An 18622-nucleotide genomic window follows, 5' to 3' on the forward strand; every position below is an offset into this window, starting at 1 on the left:
AGGCGTTCGAGTCGTCATAGTCGCAGCTTTCGATGCTGGGGGAGACTTCCGATGAAATCGATGATGCTGTTTCTGCTCGGCGGCTGCTTGACGGCAGCGGTGGAGGCCCGTGCCGACGATGCCGATTTCCTGCGCTCGTTCCAGGGCAGCTTCGCCGGCAGCGGTACCCTCAAGGTGAGCGCCAGCGCGCCGACGGTGAATATCTCCTGCACCTTCAAATCCGGCGCCACCTCGACCTCGCTGTCGCTCGACGGCAAATGCCGCGGCCTCATCCTGATGACGCGGGAGATCAGCGCCGATCTCAAGGCCAGCGGCGCCGGCTATACCGGCGTCTATATCGGCTCGCGCACGGGACCGGCGCGGCTAAACGGAAGCCGCTCGGGCAACGCGCTCAATCTCGGCATCCGTTGGGCAAAGGAGGTCAACGGCGACCGCAAAGCGCAGTTGACCGTCGAAAAGACCGGCAGCGACGGCATGCGGCTGACGGTGACCGACACCGATCCGAAAACCGGCAGGACCATGGTGACGAGCCGGATCGACCTGCGGCGCAGTTGATCGAATCCGCAATGAATGCCGGCCAGCCTCAATCCTCGAGCGGCTCGGGCGGATTGGCGCTGCGCCCCTTGCCGAAAGTGTAGCCGGTCTCGACGGCCTTCCTGCCGAACTTGTCGCGCAGTTCGTCGATCGCGGTTTCGGCAAGCGCGCGCTTGCGCGACTGGACGTCGACCAGGTCGGGCGGATCGGCCTTCCCGTCGTCGGAGAGATCGCTGACGCCGATGCCGAGCAAACGGAACTTCGTGCCGTCGGCCTCGCGACGCAGCAGGTCGAGCCCGGTCTGGAAAATGCGGTCGGCCAGCCGTGTCGGATCGCCAAGCTGGCGGTTGCGGGTGCGGATCTTGAAATCCTGCGTCTTGAGCTTCAGCACCACGGTGCGCCCGGCAATGCCGGATTTCTTCAGCCGCATCGAGACTTTTTCCGACAGGCCGCGCAGCACCGGCACCAGTTCCGCCAGCGAGGCGATATCGGTGTCGAAAGTGGTTTCGGCCGACACGCTCTTGGCATCGCCGTCGGGGTCGACGCGGCGGTCGTCCTCGCCGCGCGAAAGCCGGTAGAGTCGGTCGCCCATGACGCCGTAACGGCGCATCAGCTCGCCGCGCTCCATGCGCTGCAGCTGGGCGATGGTGCGGATGCCGTCGCGCTCCAGCGTCGCGGCCAAGGCCTTGCCGACGCCCCAGATCAACGTCACCGGCTGTCCGGCGAGGAATGTCGGCGCCTCCGCCTCGCCGATGACGGAGAAGCCGCGCGGCTTGCGGAAGTCCGACGCGATCTTGGCCAGGAACTTGCAGTAGGAAAGGCCGGCCGAAACGGTGATGCCGAGCTCCTTTTCGACAGTCTGCGCGAAGCGGGCCAGCACAAGCGCCGGCGGCATGCCATGCAGCCGCTCGGTGCCGGCAAGGTCGAGAAATGCCTCGTCGATCGACAGTGGCTCGACCAGCGGCGTCAGCGCCTGCGTCAGCGCGCGCACCTCGCGGCCGACCTGGACGTATTTTTCCATATTGGGCGGAATGACCACGGCGTCCGGGCAGGCTTCGAGCGCCTTGAACATCGGCATTGCCGAGCGCACGCCCTGGATGCGGGCGATGTAGCAGGCGGTGGAGACGACGCCGCGCCGGCCGCCGCCGACGATCACCGGCTTGTCCTTCAGCGCCGGATTGTCGCGCTTTTCGATCGCGGCGTAGAAGGCGTCGCAGTCGATATGGGCGATGTGCAGCCGGTAGAGTTCAGGATGGCGGGCAAGCCTCGGGCTGCCGCAGCGCTCGCAGCGGCGCGTCTCGCCGCGCTGAAAAGCCAGGCAGTCGCGACAAAAACCGTGTTCGGGATTGTTGACAGGAGCCGCCATCGCTGCGAACATAAAGAGAACAAACGCAATGGTACGACAGTGCTGGGCCGGCAACAAGCTTGGCCTGGGGAAAACGCATGAGCACGACCATAGTACCGCTGACCCCTGAACACTGGACCGACTTCGAGGACCTCTTCGGCAAGCAAGGCGCCTGTTACGGCTGCTGGTGCACGCATTTCCGGCTGACACCGGCGGAGCGCAGGGCCAGCGACCGCGAGCGCAATAAGGATCAAATCAAGGCGCGCATCGAAGCCGGACCGCCGCCGGGGCTTCTGGCTTTCGAGGAGGACAGGGCCGTCGGCTGGATGCAGATCGGCCCGCGCGCCGACGTGCCCGAATGGAACAATCGGGGTAGGGGTTCGGCGCCGGTCGATCCGGCGGATGCCGGCGATCCGAACGTCTGGGCGATCTCCTGCTTCTTCATCCGCGCCAACGCGCGGGGCAGGGGCATCACCCATCGCCTCGTCGACGGCGGCGTCGCGTTCGCCCGCGAAAACGGCGCCAGGCTGCTGGAAGCCTGCCCGATCGACCTGTCGCGCGACTCGCGCTCGATCGGCCTGTTCGTGGGCTCATCACGGGTGTTCGAGAAGGCCGGATTCGAGAGGCTTCTGGAGCGCAAGCCCGGTCGGCCGCTGATGCGGCTTGTGCTTTAGCTGTCGTCTTGCGGCTGTGATGGTATCCTTCTACCGATGGAAAGTGGTTTTGCAATTTGCAATCGAATGGGGGTCCAGAGTGAGACGTGTTCTACCACTTGTTTTAGTTCTTGCGTTCAGCGCACCTGCTCTCGGGCAAGCCGTCGATAGTCAGGGTGCTAAGCAACTGTCCGACAACCTGTCCCGCTATGTCGGCAAACAAGCGATCGACAAGGGCATCTTGAAAATCGCGACGGAAGGAGACGCTTACAGAATCACCTTCGATTTGAAGGCGCTTGTAGCGGCACTGCCGGACCAGGCACTAGCGAAACTCGACTTCCCGCCTTACGCGCTGCTGGTCAAACCGCGCGGCGACGGCGGATGGGATGTGTCTTCGGATTTTTCGACCGAGGGGTCAGTCGCGATCAACGATCCGGACGGCCAGAGAACGGCGGAGATCGCTATCAAGGACGGTAAGTTCACGGGCGTCTATGATCCGGAACTGGCAGCATTTACCAGCGGCGCGAGCTCGGTAGCGAGCATGACGATGACGTCGCATATGCCGAGGCAAGTCACGGATTTGAGCGTTGGCCCAGGCTCAGCAAAGTTCAAAGCCAGCAAGTCAGCAAAAGGTGGTGTCGACCTTAACTTGACGCAGGCGATGGCCGATTTCGTCGAAACGGTCAAGATTGACGAGCGGAACGTCGGGGCGATCAGGACGCCGGATCTAGCAGTGGATGTGACCGCTAAAGCCTTACGGACAAGACCGTTTCTGGACCTCTTGGCATTCGCTGTGGCTCATGAAGACGAGGTTCGGCTGAAAGCCGATCAGGCAGAGCTCAAATCGCTTCTGCTCGCCGCGCTGCCGCTGTGGGACCGGATCGATGGAACCTACACATTCAAGAACTTCGCCTTTGAAACATACGCCGGCAATTTCGGTGCGGCTCAATTGAGCACCACGTTCGGCTCTGATGGGATCGCGAATAACGGCAAGCTCGATTATGCAATCAAGGCGTCGGGCTTGACCTTACCTCAGACCTTTCCCGCGTGGACCGCCCCATTACTGCCTACCGACATTGACCTCAACTTCGGCGGCGCCAATCTCGACCTCGACTCCATGGCTAAGAAGGCAATCGAAGCCTTTGATCTCAACAAGAATCCACCGCTATCGGAAGAATTTGGAGATACCTTGGTCGCGGAATTTATGGCCAAGAATCCCAAAGGCGTTCTGGGGCACAGCATGCTGAAAGCCGGCGACATCGAGGTCGCGATGGAAGGCGAGATGACGTTTCCGGGCAAGAAGCCGGATGCGACCTTGACCGTCGATGTCGCGGGCTACGATAAGATCGTGGCGGCCCTGCAAGAGGGGGCCAAGAGCGACGAAGAAGCGGCACAGGCTTTCCCCTTCGCGCTTGGCGTCAAGGGCTTTGCCAAGACGCTGCCCGATGGCCGGCTGGAATGGGTGATCAATGCCAAGGCCGACGGTTCGGTCACGGTCAACGGCGCCATGCTGAAACCGGCGGATGCCATTCAGGACGGCGGCTCGGGTCAAGATGACGGCTCGGACCAGGACGATAATGGTGGCGCCGGAGCGAAGCTGCAGCCCTAAAGCGCGTCGCGATCTTTCAGATTCGTCCACTGCGCTCATGTCTTTGTCCCGAAACCGGTTCCCACTTTCGGGAGACAGGCTTTAAAGCGAGCCTAGTATTACCCTAGAGTTCAAGCGCGCTCGCAATCTTCGGCGCCGCCTCGCGCCAGTTCTCGACCGAGATGATGTCGTCCGGTGTCGGCGGCAGGAAGGCGCGCAGGGCGTTGTCAGCCATCAGGTGGAAGAGGTACGCGTCGGCAACCGAATTGCGCGCCGACATCAGATTGGCGGGCTGGTCGTCGACGAAGGCGACGGGCCTGCCCTTGGCGCCGCGCAGCTTGGCGATGGCCGGTCCTTTCGCCATTTCCGTGGTCAGCAGCGGGTAGTTCAGGCCGAGCGCGTCGAGATGCGCGCGGCGCACGGCGCGGTGCTTATGCGGCATGGCGGTCAGGAGCACGATCTCGGCACGCTGCCCGAGCGTCGCCAGCGCCTCCGCGGCGCCGTCGGTGATGCTCTGCCAATCGGCCTGCGCGTCGAAGAAATCGCCGAGAAGGGCCGTGACTTCGGGCTGCTCGATCAGCCTGCCGGATGCCGTCTCGGCGATGTTCCCGGTGAGGCGGAAGGAGGCGAGCGTCAGTTGGAAGCCGCGCGATTTCAGGAAATGCGGGAAGGGCCGAACGAATTCGAGCACGACATCGTCGACGTCGAGCACCAGCAGCGGCCGGTCGTCGGCGGCAAGCTCCTCGATCTGACGCGCGGTCTCGGGGTCGTCGCTCATGCCGAGCGCTCGTGGTCGTCGTTGCCGAGCGGCAGCAGGCGCAAGGCCTTGCCGATGGCGGCCGGCGGCGTGCCGGTCTCCTCGGCAAAGCGCAAAAGCGTCGGCTCGTGGGCGAGGATGAACTGCAGCACGCCGGCAAGGAAGCCCGGCTCCGCGGCTGCCTTGCGGATCGACTGCGCATCGATGCCGGTAATCGCCAGGAAACGGGGCAAGAGTTCGGGATCGCCGGCGACGAAGCCAAGCGCCCTGACGGCAAGAGTTTCCGCTTCTTCGCGCATTGACGCTGCGTTCGCCATCGTTACCTTTTGCCGGTGTGGATGTGAGTCTTTCTTCCGCAGTAATGGCAAGCGTCGCTTGCGGCAAGTCTCAGCCGCTTAAGCCCTGCACCCGCAAGTGGAATCGGTGTGCTTTTCCAACGGCCGGTTTGCGTTTCGTCAATCATATTGACGTAGGGTACATGCGGGTTGGGTGCGATCCGGCAAGGACGCATGACGACGGTCTTCGGCTCCGGGGACCGTCGGGACGGGAAAACGATGGCTAAGAAGGTCATGATCGTCGAGGACAATGAGCTCAACATGAAGCTCTTTCGGGACCTCATCGAAGCCAGCGGTTACGAGACGGTCCGCACGCGCAACGGCCTGGAAGCGCTGGACCTGGCGCGCCGGCACCGGCCGGACCTCATCCTGATGGACATCCAGCTGCCCGAGGTGTCGGGCCTGGAAGTGACCAAATGGCTGAAGGAAGACGACGAATTGCATTCGATCCCGGTCATCGCCGTCACCGCCTTCGCGATGAAGGGCGACGAGGAGCGCATCCGCCAGGGGGGGTGCGAGGCTTATATTTCCAAGCCTATCTCGGTGCCGCGCTTCATCGAGACGATCAAATCCTATCTGGGCGATGCCTGATGCCGAGCCGGAGCCTTTGAGATGACCGCGCGGATCCTCGTCGTCGATGACATCCCCGCCAATGTGCGGCTGCTGGAGGTCCGGCTGCTCGCCGAGTATTTCGAGGTGCTGACGGCCGGCAACGGCCCGGACGCGATCGAGACCTGCGAGAACGGCAAGGTCGATGTCGTGCTGCTCGACGTGATGATGCCGGGCATGGACGGGTTCGAGGTCTGCAAGCGGCTGAAGAGCGACCCGGCGACCTCTCACATTCCGGTGGTCATGATCACCGCGCTCGACCAGGTGTCCGACCGGGTGCGCGGCCTCGAGGCCGGCGCCGACGATTTTCTCACCAAGCCGGTCAACGATCTGCAGTTGATGACGCGGGTGAAAAGCCTGGTTCGGCTGAAGTCGCTGACCGACGAATTGCGGCTGCGCGCCTCGACTACGCGCAACATCGGCATCGAGGAACTGCTCAGCCGCAACTTCGCGACGGAAGACACCAAGCCCAAGGTGCTTCTGATCGACGAGCGCAAGTCGTCGATCGAGCGCGTCCAAAAGATGCTGCGCGGCAGCGCCGAGCTCGATATCGCCACCGATCCGAACGCGGGCTTCTTTCAGGCCGCCGAAACACCCTATGAATGCGTGCTGATCTCGACGGCCTTTGCCGACTTCGATGCGCTCAGACTCTGCTCGCAACTGCGCTCGCTCGACCGCACCCGCTTCCTACCGATCATCCTTCTGGCCGAAGAGGGCGAGGGGGGGCGTATCATCCGGGGCCTCGAACTCGGCATCAACGACTATCTGACGCGGCCGATCGACCAGCACGAACTGACGGCGCGCCTGCGCACGCAGGTGCGGCGCAAACGCTACAACGACCAGCTGCGGGCCAGCGTCACCCAAACCATCGAGATGGCGGTGACCGACGGGCTGACCGGGCTGCATAACCGTCGCTACCTCGACAGCCACCTGCAGACGCTGTTCGATCGCGCCGTGGCGCGGCGGCGGCCGCTGTCGGTGATGATCACCGATCTCGACCGCTTCAAATCCATCAACGACGCTCACGGCCATGACGGCGGCGACGACGTGCTGCGCGAATTCGCCAGGCGGCTGCGCAAGAACGTGCGCGGCATCGATCTCGCCTGCCGGTTCGGCGGCGAGGAGTTCGTCGTGGTCATGCCTGACACCGACGGGCCCATTGCCGAGAAGGTGGCCGAACGCATCCGCGCCGAGATCGCGCAGGTGCCCTTTGCAATCGGGACGGACGGCAAGACGATCGAAGTGACCGTCAGCCTCGGTGTGTCGTCGGTGCTGAAGGGAGCGGATACGGTCGCGGCGCTGATGAAGCGCGCCGACCTTGCGCTCTACGAGGCCAAGAGCGGCGGCCGCAACCGGGTTGTCGCCAAGGCCGCCTAAAGCGCGTTCGTTGAAACGGATTTCGGCGACGCGCTTCAGCATCCGCGCACTTTTGGGCGACATGCGCTAGGTCTTTTTGATTTGGGCAGGTCGTTTTCTCAAAACCGCCGCACACTTTTGAGCGACACGCATTGTAGAGGTCGCTAATATCCAGTCATCCGACAGGGTTACGAATTTACCTTAACCCAAGCGATTCGGAAGCCGTGGTTAAGAAATGGTTGATTTTCATACGTTCTTGCGCAAATCTGCTTCGCATAGACCGAAAACGAAGCCGGCACGAGGGTAGACTGCCCGGCTCGATCCTAAAAATACCCCATGATGCTCAGGTCCGCCGCATCTCCTGGGTCCGTGGGGTCGGCCGGCCGGCGCTGGCACATAGTGGCCTCCTCGTACCGCTGCCAAACGCCGACCGGCCCCCTTTTCCAGAAAAGAGATCAGGATTCCGCACCAAACGGTGGAGTCCATTGCGTTTTGTCGTAGGCGAAACGGGATCAACTTCGAGGCAAGGTCGCTCCGACGCCTCAGAATTTGAGGCTGATGCCGGCGCGCAATTCATGGAAACGTGGATGCTGCTCGTACGTACCACCGACGGGCGGGGGCCAGTCGAAGCGGGTGGTCCCGAAATCGCTATAGCGATATTCCAGGCGCGCGGTCATCCAGTCCGTCAGCGCAACTTCGCCGCCGCCGCCGACGGTCCATCCGGTCTTGGAGATCGTGGCATTGGCGGGCGGTACTGCATTGGCCAGCGAAACATAGGAATACTTCAACTCGGTGAACGCGGCGCCGCCGGTGACATAGAGAAGGAGGCGGTCCATCGGCCCGAGCCGCCCACGGATAGAAGCCTCCCAGTTCTTTCGGGCGTCGAACCTATTGCCGAAGGCAGTGATGCTGTCACTCACACGGCCGAGTTCAGCGTCGCCCTCAATGCCGAGCACGATCCGGTCAATCTGGTAGTTGTAGCCGACGTGGATGCCGCCCAGTCCGCCGGTCGGATGGAAATCCTGGAAGAAGCCGGTCGGCGCTCCGGTCGCCATAAGGAACTCAGTGGAGCGGTCGTTGCTCCATTGATAATCACCCTGGATGCCGACATAAAGGCCCGTCCAGTTGAAAGTCGGCGCTGCGACAACCGGCGATAAATCGGCAGCCTTGGCCGCGACCGTGGAAAAGACCAAGTTGCCGACAACAGTCCGGCGAACCATCGATGCGTCATGAAGCCCCCGCTTCCGCTGATCCCGCTGTGTTGCAGAATCGTACTGTAAGCAGGTCCCGCTCGGCTCGATGTGACGGCGCTGCCACACTTGGTGCGAAAATTCGGTGCGCGATCCTACGGCGGCCAGCTGATCCGGCGTCGCAGGGTCCGTTTTGATCGGGTAAGCCCATCGACGAAAAACGCCGCCCTTAGGGCGGCGCTTTGGCATTCTCGGAGGAAACCGGATTACTTGATCTTGGTTTCTTTGAACTCGACATGCTTCTTGGCGACCGGATCGTACTTGCGGAACGACAGCTTGTCCGTCTTGGTGCGGCTGTTCTTGCTGGTCACGTAGAAGAAACCGGTGTCGGCGGTCGACAGAAGCTTGATCTTGATGTTTGCGGCTTTGGCCATGATGTTCGTCCGTTAATGTTCGTGGAGTTTTGGCCGCTGGAACACGGGAAAACACCCGGACGCGGGAAACTTGGCGCGACACATAAAGAACGCGCCCGGAAAGTCAAGCCCAAGCGCCTTCCTGCCCCGTTTTGACCCAGCGGAACCCGCCGGTCAGGCGTTCTCCCTGACCTGCAGATCGGCCTTCTTCCAGTCGCCGGTCGTATTCCACCAGCGGTTCGGATTGGCACGGTCATCGAGGCCCTTGGAACGGCAGGTCAGCAACGGCTGGATGCGGATCACCGGCTCCTCATAGGAGTGAGCCTGGAATATGGCCTCAACGACGCGCGCGGCAAGCGCCTGGTCGTCGGGCAGTTCGAACGACACCTCGACCGTGCCCGGCCGCCTGCGCAGCTCGATCTCGGCGCCCGCGGCAGCCCCTTCGAGCGTCCGGTAGCGCTCGATGCCTTGCGCCGACTGGTAGGCGTTGCCGTCATACTTGCCCATGCGCAGCGGCGTGATCGCCACGACCGCCTCCATGATGCGCTCGACATCGGCCGCCGGCGCCTGGAAGGTGACGAGCAGGAGCAGTTCCATCCTGAGGGACTTGGTTTCAAAGCCGCTGTCGATCATCCGATCTCTCCTCGCTATACCTGCGTTGGAGCGAGGGTATAGCAGGGGTGCTGCTGACACGGTGATGTCAGGATACCCAAGCCTCGCGACATTCCGCGCTAGAGAATTTTCCGCACCAGCCTGGCGCAGACCAGGAGCATATAGGCGGCGAAGAACAGCGCGAGCGACCAGCCGAAGCCAGAGGGGCCGAAGGCGTCCATGCCGATGCCGATCGCCTGCGGGCCGATCACCATGCCGACGCCGTAGCACAGCACGAAGGCGGCGTTGGCGGAGGCGAGCTCGTGGCCGGAGAGTTGCGAGCCGAGATGGGCAAGGCCGATCGTGTACATGGCGGCGACCACGCCGCCCCAGACGAACAGCAGGGCCGCCATCAGGTGCCAGTTTTGGGCGAAGAACGGCATGAAAACGGTTCCGATGAGACCGACCGTGGCGCAGGCCAGAAGCAGGTAGCGGCGGTCGGAGACGCGGTCGCTAATCATGCCGATCGGTATCTGCAAGAGCACGTTGCCGAGGCCGATCATGGTCAGGAGCAGTGCTGCGTCGGCCTCCGAGTATCCTAAGCGGTTGCCATAGACCGGGAACAGCGAGAAGCCGCCGGTCTCGACGGCGCCGAACACCAGAACGGCGAAGGTCGCGGTCGGCACCATCCAGATGTAGCGCAGGAAGTGGCTGGTCTCACTGTCGGCGACTATGGTCGGACTCTCGTTGCGCGCTGCAAGCACCGGAATGGCTGCGAGCGTCACCAGCGCAATGGTGACACCAAACGGCAGGAAGCCGCCTGAGCCGAGATGAGCGAACAGCCACGGCCCGGCGGCGAAGCCCAGGGAAAGCACCGTGGCGTAGATGCCGAGTACAAGGCCGCGGCGATGCGGCGGCGCCGAGGTGCTGATCCAGAATTCCGACAGAATGAAGAGCACCGTCAGCGAGATATGCAGCGCGACGCGCAGCGGAAACCACATCCAGAAATCCGGCGCGAAATGGAAGCCGACAAAGGCAAGCGCGCCAACGGCGATCATCAAAAGCATGGTCCAGGCGACGCCGAGCCGCATGGCAAGCGGCGTGGCGAGCGGCGCTCCGGCGATCGAGGCAAGGCCGGCGACCGCGGTGTTGAGGCCGATCATCGAGGCCGAATGGCCGCGCGTTTCGAGGATGACGCTGAGCAGCGGCATGCCGAGGCCGATGGCGATGCCGACCACGCTGATCGAGGAGATCGCCGCAATCATCGGCAACCAGTGTACGCGTTCGTCGCCCTTTTGCTGGGTATCGACCGTCATGGAATATGGATGCTCTACTTCTAAAGGACTTCGCGGACGAAGCGGTTTCGGATCAGCCGGAAAAACGGCACGGCACCGCCCGGACTCAGCAAGGGATCGTTCGTGAGCCGCTTTTCCAGTTCTTCCAGGATCATGCGGGTAATGTCGGGAATGTCGGCCTTGCGCGCCTCGGCGAGCGGCAGCCAGACGAGTTCTTCCAGCTCGTTGGTCGGGCCGCCGTCCGGCAATTCCACGGCGACATCCTCGCGCCAGGCGCTGAAGAAGCGCGTGTCGAAACGGCGCACGCGGTTGGGCGGGGTGATGGCGCGGGCGATGAAGCGCAGGGCGTCCAGCGACGGCGTCACGCCGTGTTCGACGAAACCCTGCCAATCGCGCTTGGCGGTCGCGAACGGGCCCTTGCGGCCGATCAGCAGGCCGGCTTCCTCGTAAGTCTCACGGATTGCCGACAAGGCGATGGCGCGTGCCCTCGCGGCGCTCGCGCGGCCGGGACCGCTGGCGAGCCTTGCCTCGTCCTTGGCGTGCAGCGGGGCGGCCACTGGAATGCGGCTGTCGGCGGGGTCGGTGCGGCCGCCGGGGAAGACGAATTTCCCGGGCATGAAGGCATGCCCGGCATGGCGCCGGCCCATCAGCACCAGAACGTCGCTGCCGCTCCGGTCGAGCAGGATCAAGGTTGCGGCATCGCGCGGGCGAAGCAGCCGGCCGCCGTGCACTGCCAAGCCTTTATCGAGCTTGTCGACATCCGCCCTGGTCATTCCTTCCATGCGCTCGACCTAGCGGAAACTTCTCGAATGCGAAAGTGGCTTGCGGGTTCGGGCCTTTGCACCAGCCTCGGACGAAAAGTCGCTGCTGGAGCAATTCCAGGAAAAGCGCGCAGCGGCTTTCGGTCCGCAATTGCATAAAACAGAGGCTTGGAGATGGTCGTTGTCTCTATCAAAGGCAGAACCGCTGCAGGCTTAGGGATGCGGTTCAAACTCGTCCTTCTCGCCGCCGAAGCCGTGCATATAGAGCGCCCATTGCAGGCCGATGACGGCACCTTTGACCGGCTGCAGCAGCGCGATGGCCAGAACGAGGGTCAGCGGCACCCAGATCAGCGCGTGCTGCCACAGCGTAAGCGTCGAGGTCGCCTCCACGCCCATAAAGGCGCCAACCACGATGTGGCCGACGATGACGATCACCAGATAGGCGGGAAGGTCGTCGGCGCGGTGGTGGTGAAGCTCCTCGCCGCAGACGCTGCATTTGTCGACAGGCTTGGTGAAGGCGTGGAACAGCTTGCCTTCGCCGCAATGCGGGCAGCGGCCAAGCAGACCGCGCTTGATCGCCGTCCACAGCGGACGCGCGACACGGCCCGAATGATGCTCGCCGCCGAAAACCTGTTCTTCCACCCCAAGTCCTTTAGGCACCCCAAGTCCTTTTGGCATCATCTTCTCCTGCCGCGGGGCCCGAAACGCGACTGCGATGCGCGGGCGCGGCCCTTGGCCTTGTGGAACGACCGTCGCGAGCCGGGCAGCGGCTTCGGGTCGCTCAGCATCTCGAAACGCATCGCGCCGGCCATCGGCGCGACCTCGAGCAACCGAACCTCGACGCGATCGGCAAGCTGATAGCCCTTGCCGATGCGCTCTCCGAACAGCGATCGAGCGGTTTCGTCGTAGATATAGTAGTCGCCGCCGAGGCTTGACACCGGAATAAAGCCATCAGCGCCGTACTGCGGCAATTGGACAAAGAGTCCCGCCTTGGTGACGCCGGAGATGCGGGCGTCGAAGGTGTCGTTGATGCGCTCTGCAAGGTAGGCTGCGATCAACCGGTCGACCGTATCGCGTTCGGCGGCCATGGCCCGGCGCTCGGTGGCCGAGATCAGCGCGCCGACCTCTTCCAGCCGATCCGCCTCCTGCTGCGTCAGGCCGCCGGCACCGAGACCGAGCGCGGCAATCAGTCCGCGATGCACGATGAGATCCGCATAGCGCCGGATCGGCGAGGTGAAATGCGCATAGCGTCTCAGGTTGAGACCGAAATGGCCGATGTTCTTCGGCGAATATTCGGCCTGGCTCTGCGAGCGCAGCACCACTTCATTGACCAGCGCCTCGTTGTCGGCGCCGCGCACCCGCTCCAGAATGCCGTTGAACTGCCCCGGCCGCATCTGCGCGCCGCGCGCCAGTGACAGGCCAAGTGTGTGCAGGAATTCGCGCAGCGATTCCTGCTTGGCGAGCGAAGGCGCATCGTGGATGCGGTAGACCAGGGGCTCTTTCTTGCCTTCAAGCGTCTCCGCGGCCGCGACATTGGCCTGGATCATGAACTCCTCGATAAGCTTATGGGCGTCGAGGCGCTCCGGCACGACGACACGGTCGACGGTGCCGTCCGGCTTGAGCAGGATCTTGCGTTCCGGCAGCTCCAGTTCGAGCGGCTGGCGGCTGTCGCGGCCGCGCTTCAGCACCGCATAGGCGTCCCATAGCGGCTTGAGAACTGTGTCAAGGATCGGCCCCGTCTTGTCGTCCGGCGCGCCGTCGATCGCCGCCTGCGCCTGCGGATAGGCGAGCTTGGCCGCCGACTTCATCATGACGCGGTGGAAGGAGTGCCTGAGCTTGCGGCCTTCGGCGGAAAAGGTCATGCGAACGGCGATGGCCGGACGGTCCTCGCCTTCGCGCAGCGAACAGAGATCGTTGGAAATGCGCTCGGGCAGCATCGGCACGACGCGATCCGGGAAATAGACCGAATTGCCGCGCTTCAGCGCTTCACGATCGAGCGGCGTGCCGTAGCGGATATAGGCCGCGACGTCGGCGATCGCCACTGTGGCGATGACGCCGCCGGGATTCTTCTCGTCGGCATCGGGCATGGCGAAGACCGCGTCGTCGTGGTCCTTGGCGTCGGCCGGATCGATGGTGACCAGCGGCAGGTCGCGCCAGTCCTCGCGGTCGGCAAGCGTTGCCGGTTTCATCGCATCGGCTTCGGCGATCACATCGGCCGGAAAGACGTGCGGAATATCGTGGGCGTGGATGGCGATCATCGAGACCGCCTTCTCGCTGGACAGCGAGCCCAGCACTGCCAGCACCTTGGCGCGCGGTAGCCCGTAGCGCGAAGCGCGCGCCGGCTCGACCTCGACAAGATCGCCGTTTTTGGCCCCGTTCTGGAATTCCTTGTCGACGATCAGCTCGGGCTGGCGGCGTTCCACCGGCTCGATGCGGAAGCTGCCGTCCTTCAGCACGCGGAAGACGCCGAGCACCGCCTCGCTGCGTTTCTCGAAGATCTTCATCACCCGCCCGGTATAGGCCGGGCCGGCAGGATCGTCGGTCGGGAAGGTCTTGGCGAGCACACGGTCGCCGATGCCAGGGACGGGGCCGCTGGCGCCGCGCGACATGCGGATGGCAATGACAGGCGGCGAGCCGGGGCCGGTATATTCGCTCGGGTTGGCCTGCAGCACGCCGTCGGCGTCACGACCGACAATGTCGAGCACGGCGACATGGGGCAAGGCACCTGCGCGAGTGAGGCGTTTGCGCTCCCTTGTCAGCAGGCCTTCGTCCTGCAAGTCGCGCAGCAGGTCCTTCAGCCAGATGCGGTCCTCGCCGCGCAACGCGAAGGCCTTGGCGATCTCACGTTTTCCGGAGCGATCGGGATTCTCGGCGATGTAGCGCAGGATTTCGTCGCGCGAGGGCCGGTAGTCGTCCTTGACCTTGGCCCGGGTGTCGGCGCCGCGCGGATCGCCGTGGCTTCTTCCGGAGATCCTGCGCGCCACGTCGTACTATCCTTTCTTCGCCGCCCTGCGGAACGGTTTCTTGCCGCCTCCGCCCTTGGCTTCCTTCTCGGCGATCAAAGCGAGCGCCTCCTCCATCGTCACCGATTGCGGGTCTTTGCCCTTGGGCAGCGTCGCATTGACCTTGCCGTAATTGACATAGGGGCCGTATTTGCCGTCGCGCACAACGATCTTGCCGCCGCCATCGGGGTGGTCGCCAAGCTCCTTCAACGCAGCCGGCGTGCTGCCGTTGCGGCCGCCCTTGCCCTTCTGCTGCTTCTCGGCGATCACCGAGACAGCGCGGTTCAGCCCGATCGAGAACACGTCCTCGATGCTTTCCAGATTGGCATAGGTGCCGTCATGCAGCACGAAGGGCCCGTAACGTCCGAGGCCGGCCGAGATCATCTTGCCGGTCTCCGGGTGCTTGCCGACATCGCGCGGCAATGCCAGCAGGGCCAGCGCCTTTTCATGGTCGATCGACTCGGCGGTCCAGCCCCTGGGCAGGCTCGAGCGCTTGGCGTCCTTGCCTTCGCCGCGCTGGATATAGGGGCCGAAACGGCCGCTCCTGAGCGTGATTTCCTCGGCCGTGTACGGATCCTTGCCGAGCAGCCTGACGCCGTCCTCGCCATTGCCGTTCTCGCCATTGGGATTGGCGGCGTCGCCGAGCTGGCGGGTGTAGGAGCATTCGGGATAGTTGGAGCAGCCGACGAAGGCGCCGAACTTGCCGAGCTTCAGCGACAGGTTGCCTGAGCCGCATTTCGGGCAGATGCGCGGGTTCGAGCCGTCTTCCCGTGCCGGGAACACCAGCGGCGCGAGCTCGTCATTGAGCGCGTCGAGAACGTCGGTGACGCGCAGTTCCTTGATGTCGTCGACAGCTCCGGAAAAATCCTTCCAGAAATCGCGCAGCACGTCCTTCCAGGCGAGCTTGCCGTCGGAGATCTCGTCGAGCTTCTCCTCGAGCGAGGCGGTGAAGTCATACTCGACATAGCGCTCGAAGAAGCTTTCGAGGAACGCCGACAGCAGCCGGCCCTTGGCCTGCGGCACCAGCTTGCGCCGGTCGATCGTAACGTAGTCGCGGTCTTCAAGCGTTTTCAGGATAGCCGTGTAGGTCGACGGCCGGCCGATACCGAGCTCCTCCAGCTTCTTGATCAGCGACGCCTCGGAGTAGCGCGGCGGCGGCTCGGTCGTGTGCTGGGTGGCGTTGATCGCCTGGCGGGCAAGCAGCTCGCCGGCGCGGATCTCGGGCAGGCGACGGCTTTCTTCGTCCTCCGCGTCCTCCTCCTTCTGGTCGGTATAGGCGGCAATGAAGCCGTCGAAGCGGATGACCGAGCCGATCGCGCGCAGTTCGGCGGTGCGGGCGCCGTTGACCGCCTCGATCTCGACCGTGGTGCGCTCGATCTCGGCCGGCTGCATCTGGCTGGCGATAGCGCGCTTCCAGATCAGCTCGTAAAGCCGCGCCTGGTCGGCATCGAGATATTGCCGCACCGAGGCCGGCGTGCGCTTGAAATCGGTCGGGCGGATCGCCTCATGCGCTTCCTGGGCGTTCTTGGCTTTGGTCGTGTAGAAACGCGGCTTTTCGGGCAGGTATTTCGCGCCGAATTCCTTGACGATCGCATCGCGAGCGGCGTCGATCGCCTCGGGCGCCATCTGCACGCCGTCGGTTCGCATATAGGTGATGAGGCCGGCGGTCTCGCCACCGACATCCATGCCTTCATAGAGTTTTTGCGCCACCTGCATGGTGCGGTTGGCCGAGAAGCCGAGCCCGGAGGAGGCGGCCTGCTGCAGCGTCGAGGTGGTGAAGGGCGGACCGGGGTTGCGCTTGGTGGGCTTGGCTTCGACCGACAGCGCCTTGAAGGTCGCACCCTCCAGCATCGCCTTGATGTCGTCGGCCTGCGCCTTGTTGGCGATGTCGAGCTTCTGCAGCTTCTTGCCGGTATAGGCGGTCAACCGCGCCTCGAAGCTGTCGTTGCGTGGCGTGCCGAGGATGGCGGCGATCTGCCAGTATTCCTCGCGAATGAAGCGCTCGATCTCGGATTCGCGGTCGCTGACCAGGCGCAGCGCCACCGACTGCACGCGGCCCGCGGAACGGGCGCCCGGCAGCTTGCGCCACAGCACAGGCGAGAGCGTGAAGCCGACGAGATAATCGAGCGCGCGGCGGGCGAGATAGGCATCGACCAGCGGCGCATCGATCTGGCGCGGATTGGCCATTGCTTCGAGCACCGAGGCCTTGGTGATGGCGTTGAAGACGACGCGGCTGACCGGCTTGTCCTTCAGCGCGCGCTTCTGCTTCAGCACTTCCAGCACATGCCAGGAGATCGCTTCGCCCTCGCGATCCGGGTCGGTGGCGAGGATGAGCCCGTCGGCGTCCTTGACCGCCTTGGCGATGTCGGCAAGCCGCTTGCCGGAGGCGGTGTCGACCGACCAGGACATGGCGAAGTCCTCGTCCGGGCGCACCGAGCCGTCCTTGGCCGGCAGATCGCGGACATGGCCGAACGAGGCCAGGACCTTATAGTTCTTGCCCAGATATTTGTTGATTGTCTTCGCCTTGGCCGGCGATTCGACGACGACGACGTCCATGAGGTCTCTTATCAGCTGTGAGGCGGCGGAAGAACTCCGCGGCGCACGACGAAATCCCACTCTTTTCGCCGCTCACATGGCCGTGCTTTTGCAATCGGTCAAGGGGAAGAACCCAATTTGCCGGCCCGCCGCCAGCGATACACTCTTAGAGTGTATGGCGAAGATCACATTTTTGGAGCGTGGCGGGTCGTGTCTTGGACCGCGGGAAGATGATCGGGCTACTGCTGACGCGAGTCGACTGAGCGACAGAACCGATATCGAGGCAAGCGCCGTCAACGACGCAACCGGGGACGCAACCGGGTTGGCTGCCGGCGGAAAGATGTCCGGCAGCCAGACCGGGAAACTCAGTCGGCCGCGACGACGTGCCAGGCGCCGGCGACGCCTTCGCCGCCCATGTCGCCGGCCTTCTTATCCTTGACGAAGGTGTAGACCGGCTTGCCGTCATAGGCCCACATCTTGGTGCCGTCGGTGCGATCGACGATCGTCCATTCGTCGTCGGCCTTGGCGCCGGCCTCGGCCTTCAGCGGCGGCCAATTGGCGGCGCATTTGTCGTAGCAGTTGGATTTGCCCTTCTCGTCCTTGTCATAGGTGTAAAGGGTCATGCCCATGGCATCGGTATAGATTTTCTTGCCGCCGACTTCGGCCTCCTTCCACGCCTCGGCGGCGTGGGATGCAACAGTGCCGAGCAACAGGGCCGCGAGCCCGAGTGCAATCGATTTCATGACAATCTCTCCCTGAGAACAAGCACGCCGCAATCGCGCGCTGTGCAATCAACGCGTGAGGGAGGCCGTTTCTTCCTCTGCCGGGCGACCACGTGCCACACAATGGTGATTGGCACGGAGGCTCACGCATCGCTATATCGGCGGCAGCACAATCGGGGTCGAAATGGCATTGGACATCGGCTATGTCAGCGCAGTCGGGGCGGGGGCGATCTCGTTCCTGTCGCCTTGCGTACTGCCGCTGGTGCCGCCCTATCTCTGCTACATGGCAGGCGTCTCGGTCGACGATTTCCGCGGAAATCATGGCGTGACGGCGCGCGAAGGCGCGCGCGGCGCACTGCTCTATGCCTCGCTAGCCTTCGTGCTCGGCTTCTCCACCGTCTTCGTCGCGCTCGGCGCGGGTGCCTCGACCATTGGCCGCCTGCTGCGGGTATGGCAGGAACAACTGGCGATGGTGGCCGGCGCGCTGATCATCATCATGGGGCTGAATTTCCTCGGCATTCTGCGCATCCCGCTTTTGTCGCGCGAGGCGCGCTTCCAGTCGCAGGGCAAACCGGCCAGCATGATCGCCGCCTATGTCATGGGACTGGCCTTCGCCTTCGGCTGGACGCCCTGCATCGGTCCGGTGCTGGGACCGATCCTGACGCTGGCCGGCGGGCGCGAGACGGTGGGCGAGGGCGCGCTGCTGCTTGCCGCCTACTCGCTCGGCCTCGGCATTCCGTTCCTGATCGCGGCGCTGTTTTCCGGCGCCTTCATGCGCTTCCTGGGAAAATTCCGCGTCCATCTCGGCCGCGTCGAAAAAGCCATCGGCGCGTTGCTGGTCGTCGCCGGCGTGTTTTTCCTGACCGGCGGCGTGCAAAGCGCGTCGTACTGGCTGCTGGAGAATTTTCCGGCGCTGGGAAGGTTGGGCTGACTCAT

General features: G+C 63.7%; 18 protein-coding genes. 6 read left to right on the forward strand and 12 right to left on the reverse strand.

Annotated features, from left to right (window positions below; all coding sequences use genetic code 11):
- Positions 1–51 precede the first annotated feature (51 nt).
- Positions 52–555 (forward strand): hypothetical protein, encoded by a 504-nt coding sequence (locus DH10_RS09340; protein WP_192243695.1) that lies wholly within the window; start codon positions 52–54, stop codon positions 553–555.
- A 28-nt stretch (positions 556–583) separates the two neighbouring features.
- Here DH10_RS09340 and DH10_RS09345 read toward each other — a convergent pair whose 3' ends face one another.
- Positions 584–1912 carry a DNA polymerase IV gene (locus DH10_RS09345; RefSeq protein ID WP_192243693.1) on the reverse strand — a complete coding sequence of 443 codons (1329 nt, stop codon included), beginning with the start codon at positions 1910–1912 and terminating at the stop codon, positions 584–586.
- A 65-nt stretch (positions 1913–1977) separates the two neighbouring features.
- On the opposite strand from DH10_RS09345, the gene DH10_RS09350 reads away from it, so the two are divergent.
- On the forward strand, positions 1978–2553 hold the full coding sequence (locus DH10_RS09350; RefSeq protein ID WP_192243691.1) for a GNAT family N-acetyltransferase: 576 nt from the start codon (positions 1978–1980) through the stop codon (positions 2551–2553).
- 19 nt (positions 2554–2572) lie between these two features.
- Positions 2573–4141, forward strand: a complete 1569-nt coding sequence (locus tag DH10_RS09355) for a hypothetical protein (protein ID WP_210324963.1) — start codon at positions 2573–2575, stop codon at positions 4139–4141.
- Positions 4142–4244: 103 nt separating this feature from the next.
- On the opposite strand, the gene DH10_RS09360 is transcribed toward DH10_RS09355, so the two are convergent.
- The gene (locus tag DH10_RS09360) at positions 4245–4898 is read right to left on the reverse strand and encodes a hypothetical protein (RefSeq protein WP_192243689.1); all 654 of its coding nucleotides are present in this window, start codon (positions 4896–4898) and stop codon (positions 4245–4247) included.
- Positions 4895–5194, reverse strand: a complete 300-nt coding sequence (locus DH10_RS09365) for a DUF3572 domain-containing protein (protein ID WP_192243687.1) — start codon at positions 5192–5194, stop codon at positions 4895–4897. Before DH10_RS09365 ends, DH10_RS09360 begins: the two co-directional genes overlap by 4 nt.
- 252 nt (positions 5195–5446) lie before the next feature.
- On the opposite strand from DH10_RS09365, the gene DH10_RS09370 reads away from it, so the two are divergent.
- Positions 5447–5803, forward strand: coding sequence for a response regulator (locus tag DH10_RS09370; RefSeq protein ID WP_281396661.1), 357 nt, complete (start codon positions 5447–5449; stop codon positions 5801–5803).
- Between the two features lie 21 nt (positions 5804–5824).
- The gene (locus tag DH10_RS09375) at positions 5825–7198 is read left to right on the forward strand and encodes a PleD family two-component system response regulator (protein ID WP_192243683.1); all 1374 of its coding nucleotides are present in this window, start codon (positions 5825–5827) and stop codon (positions 7196–7198) included.
- Positions 7199–7719: 521 nt separating this feature from the next.
- Here the strand turns inward: DH10_RS09375 and DH10_RS09380 are convergent.
- From DH10_RS09380 to DH10_RS09420, 9 genes are all read right to left on the reverse strand, one after another.
- On the reverse strand, positions 7720–8370 hold the full coding sequence (locus DH10_RS09380; RefSeq protein ID WP_192243681.1) for an outer membrane protein: 651 nt from the start codon (positions 8368–8370) through the stop codon (positions 7720–7722).
- Between the two features lie 263 nt (positions 8371–8633).
- Complete coding sequence (gene rpmG / locus DH10_RS09385; RefSeq protein WP_006201775.1) at positions 8634–8801, reverse strand: 50S ribosomal protein L33; 168 nt, start codon at positions 8799–8801, stop codon at positions 8634–8636.
- A gap of 153 nt (positions 8802–8954) precedes the next feature.
- Entirely contained in the window at positions 8955–9413 is a 459-nt protein-coding gene (locus DH10_RS09390; protein WP_192243679.1) for a YqfO family protein, read from the reverse strand.
- Positions 9414–9511: 98 nt separating this feature from the next.
- Positions 9512–10687 (reverse strand): MFS transporter, encoded by a 1176-nt coding sequence (locus DH10_RS09395; RefSeq protein WP_192243677.1) that lies wholly within the window; start codon positions 10685–10687, stop codon positions 9512–9514.
- Between the two features lie 20 nt (positions 10688–10707).
- Positions 10708–11448, reverse strand: coding sequence for an NUDIX hydrolase (locus DH10_RS09400; RefSeq protein WP_192243675.1), 741 nt, complete (start codon positions 11446–11448; stop codon positions 10708–10710).
- Between the two features lie 192 nt (positions 11449–11640).
- The gene (locus DH10_RS09405; protein ID WP_192243842.1) at positions 11641–12087 is read right to left on the reverse strand and encodes a DUF983 domain-containing protein; all 447 of its coding nucleotides are present in this window, start codon (positions 12085–12087) and stop codon (positions 11641–11643) included.
- A 17-nt stretch (positions 12088–12104) separates the two neighbouring features.
- Positions 12105–14411 (reverse strand): ribonuclease R, encoded by a 2307-nt coding sequence (gene rnr, locus DH10_RS09410; RefSeq protein ID WP_192243673.1) that lies wholly within the window; start codon positions 14409–14411, stop codon positions 12105–12107.
- 6 nt (positions 14412–14417) lie between these two features.
- Positions 14418–16985: a type I DNA topoisomerase gene (topA, locus tag DH10_RS09415; RefSeq protein WP_192243671.1), complete on the reverse strand. Its 2568-nt coding sequence runs from the start codon at positions 16983–16985 to the stop codon at positions 14418–14420.
- Positions 16986–17329: 344 nt separating this feature from the next.
- Complete coding sequence (locus tag DH10_RS09420) at positions 17330–17707, reverse strand: COG4315 family predicted lipoprotein (RefSeq protein WP_192243669.1); 378 nt, start codon at positions 17705–17707, stop codon at positions 17330–17332.
- 163 nt (positions 17708–17870) lie between these two features.
- Here DH10_RS09420 and DH10_RS09425 point away from each other — a divergent pair, with 163 nt between their 5' ends.
- On the forward strand, positions 17871–18617 hold the full coding sequence (locus DH10_RS09425) for a cytochrome c biogenesis CcdA family protein (protein ID WP_192243667.1): 747 nt from the start codon (positions 17871–17873) through the stop codon (positions 18615–18617).
- Positions 18618–18622 lie beyond the last annotated feature (5 nt).

The sequence above is a fragment of the Mesorhizobium silamurunense genome (assembly GCF_014843825.1).
In the GTDB taxonomy this organism is placed as follows: Bacteria; Pseudomonadota; Alphaproteobacteria; order Rhizobiales; family Rhizobiaceae; genus Mesorhizobium; species Mesorhizobium silamurunense.

Coding starts and splice junctions, on each gene's coding strand:
- DH10_RS09340 (WP_192243695.1), top strand. CDS start 52: ATGAAATCGATGATGCTGTTTCTGCTCGGCGGCTGCTTGACGGCAGCG.
- DH10_RS09345 (WP_192243693.1), bottom strand. CDS start 1,912: ATGTTCGCAGCGATGGCGGCTCCTGTCAACAATCCCGAACACGGTTTT.
- DH10_RS09350 (WP_192243691.1), top strand. CDS start 1,978: ATGAGCACGACCATAGTACCGCTGACCCCTGAACACTGGACCGACTTC.
- DH10_RS09355 (WP_210324963.1), top strand. CDS start 2,573: ATGGTATCCTTCTACCGATGGAAAGTGGTTTTGCAATTTGCAATCGAA.
- DH10_RS09360 (WP_192243689.1), bottom strand. CDS start 4,898: ATGAGCGACGACCCCGAGACCGCGCGTCAGATCGAGGAGCTTGCCGCC.
- DH10_RS09365 (WP_192243687.1), bottom strand. CDS start 5,194: ATGGCGAACGCAGCGTCAATGCGCGAAGAAGCGGAAACTCTTGCCGTC.
- DH10_RS09370 (WP_281396661.1), top strand. CDS start 5,447: ATGATCGTCGAGGACAATGAGCTCAACATGAAGCTCTTTCGGGACCTC.
- DH10_RS09375 (WP_192243683.1), top strand. CDS start 5,825: ATGACCGCGCGGATCCTCGTCGTCGATGACATCCCCGCCAATGTGCGG.
- rpmG (WP_006201775.1), bottom strand. CDS start 8,801: ATGGCCAAAGCCGCAAACATCAAGATCAAGCTTCTGTCGACCGCCGAC.
- DH10_RS09390 (WP_192243679.1), bottom strand. CDS start 9,413: ATGATCGACAGCGGCTTTGAAACCAAGTCCCTCAGGATGGAACTGCTC.
- DH10_RS09395 (WP_192243677.1), bottom strand. CDS start 10,687: ATGACGGTCGATACCCAGCAAAAGGGCGACGAACGCGTACACTGGTTG.
- DH10_RS09400 (WP_192243675.1), bottom strand. CDS start 11,448: ATGGAAGGAATGACCAGGGCGGATGTCGACAAGCTCGATAAAGGCTTG.
- topA (WP_192243671.1), bottom strand. CDS start 16,985: ATGGACGTCGTCGTCGTCGAATCGCCGGCCAAGGCGAAGACAATCAAC.
- DH10_RS09420 (WP_192243669.1), bottom strand. CDS start 17,707: ATGAAATCGATTGCACTCGGGCTCGCGGCCCTGTTGCTCGGCACTGTT.
- DH10_RS09425 (WP_192243667.1), top strand. CDS start 17,871: ATGGCATTGGACATCGGCTATGTCAGCGCAGTCGGGGCGGGGGCGATC.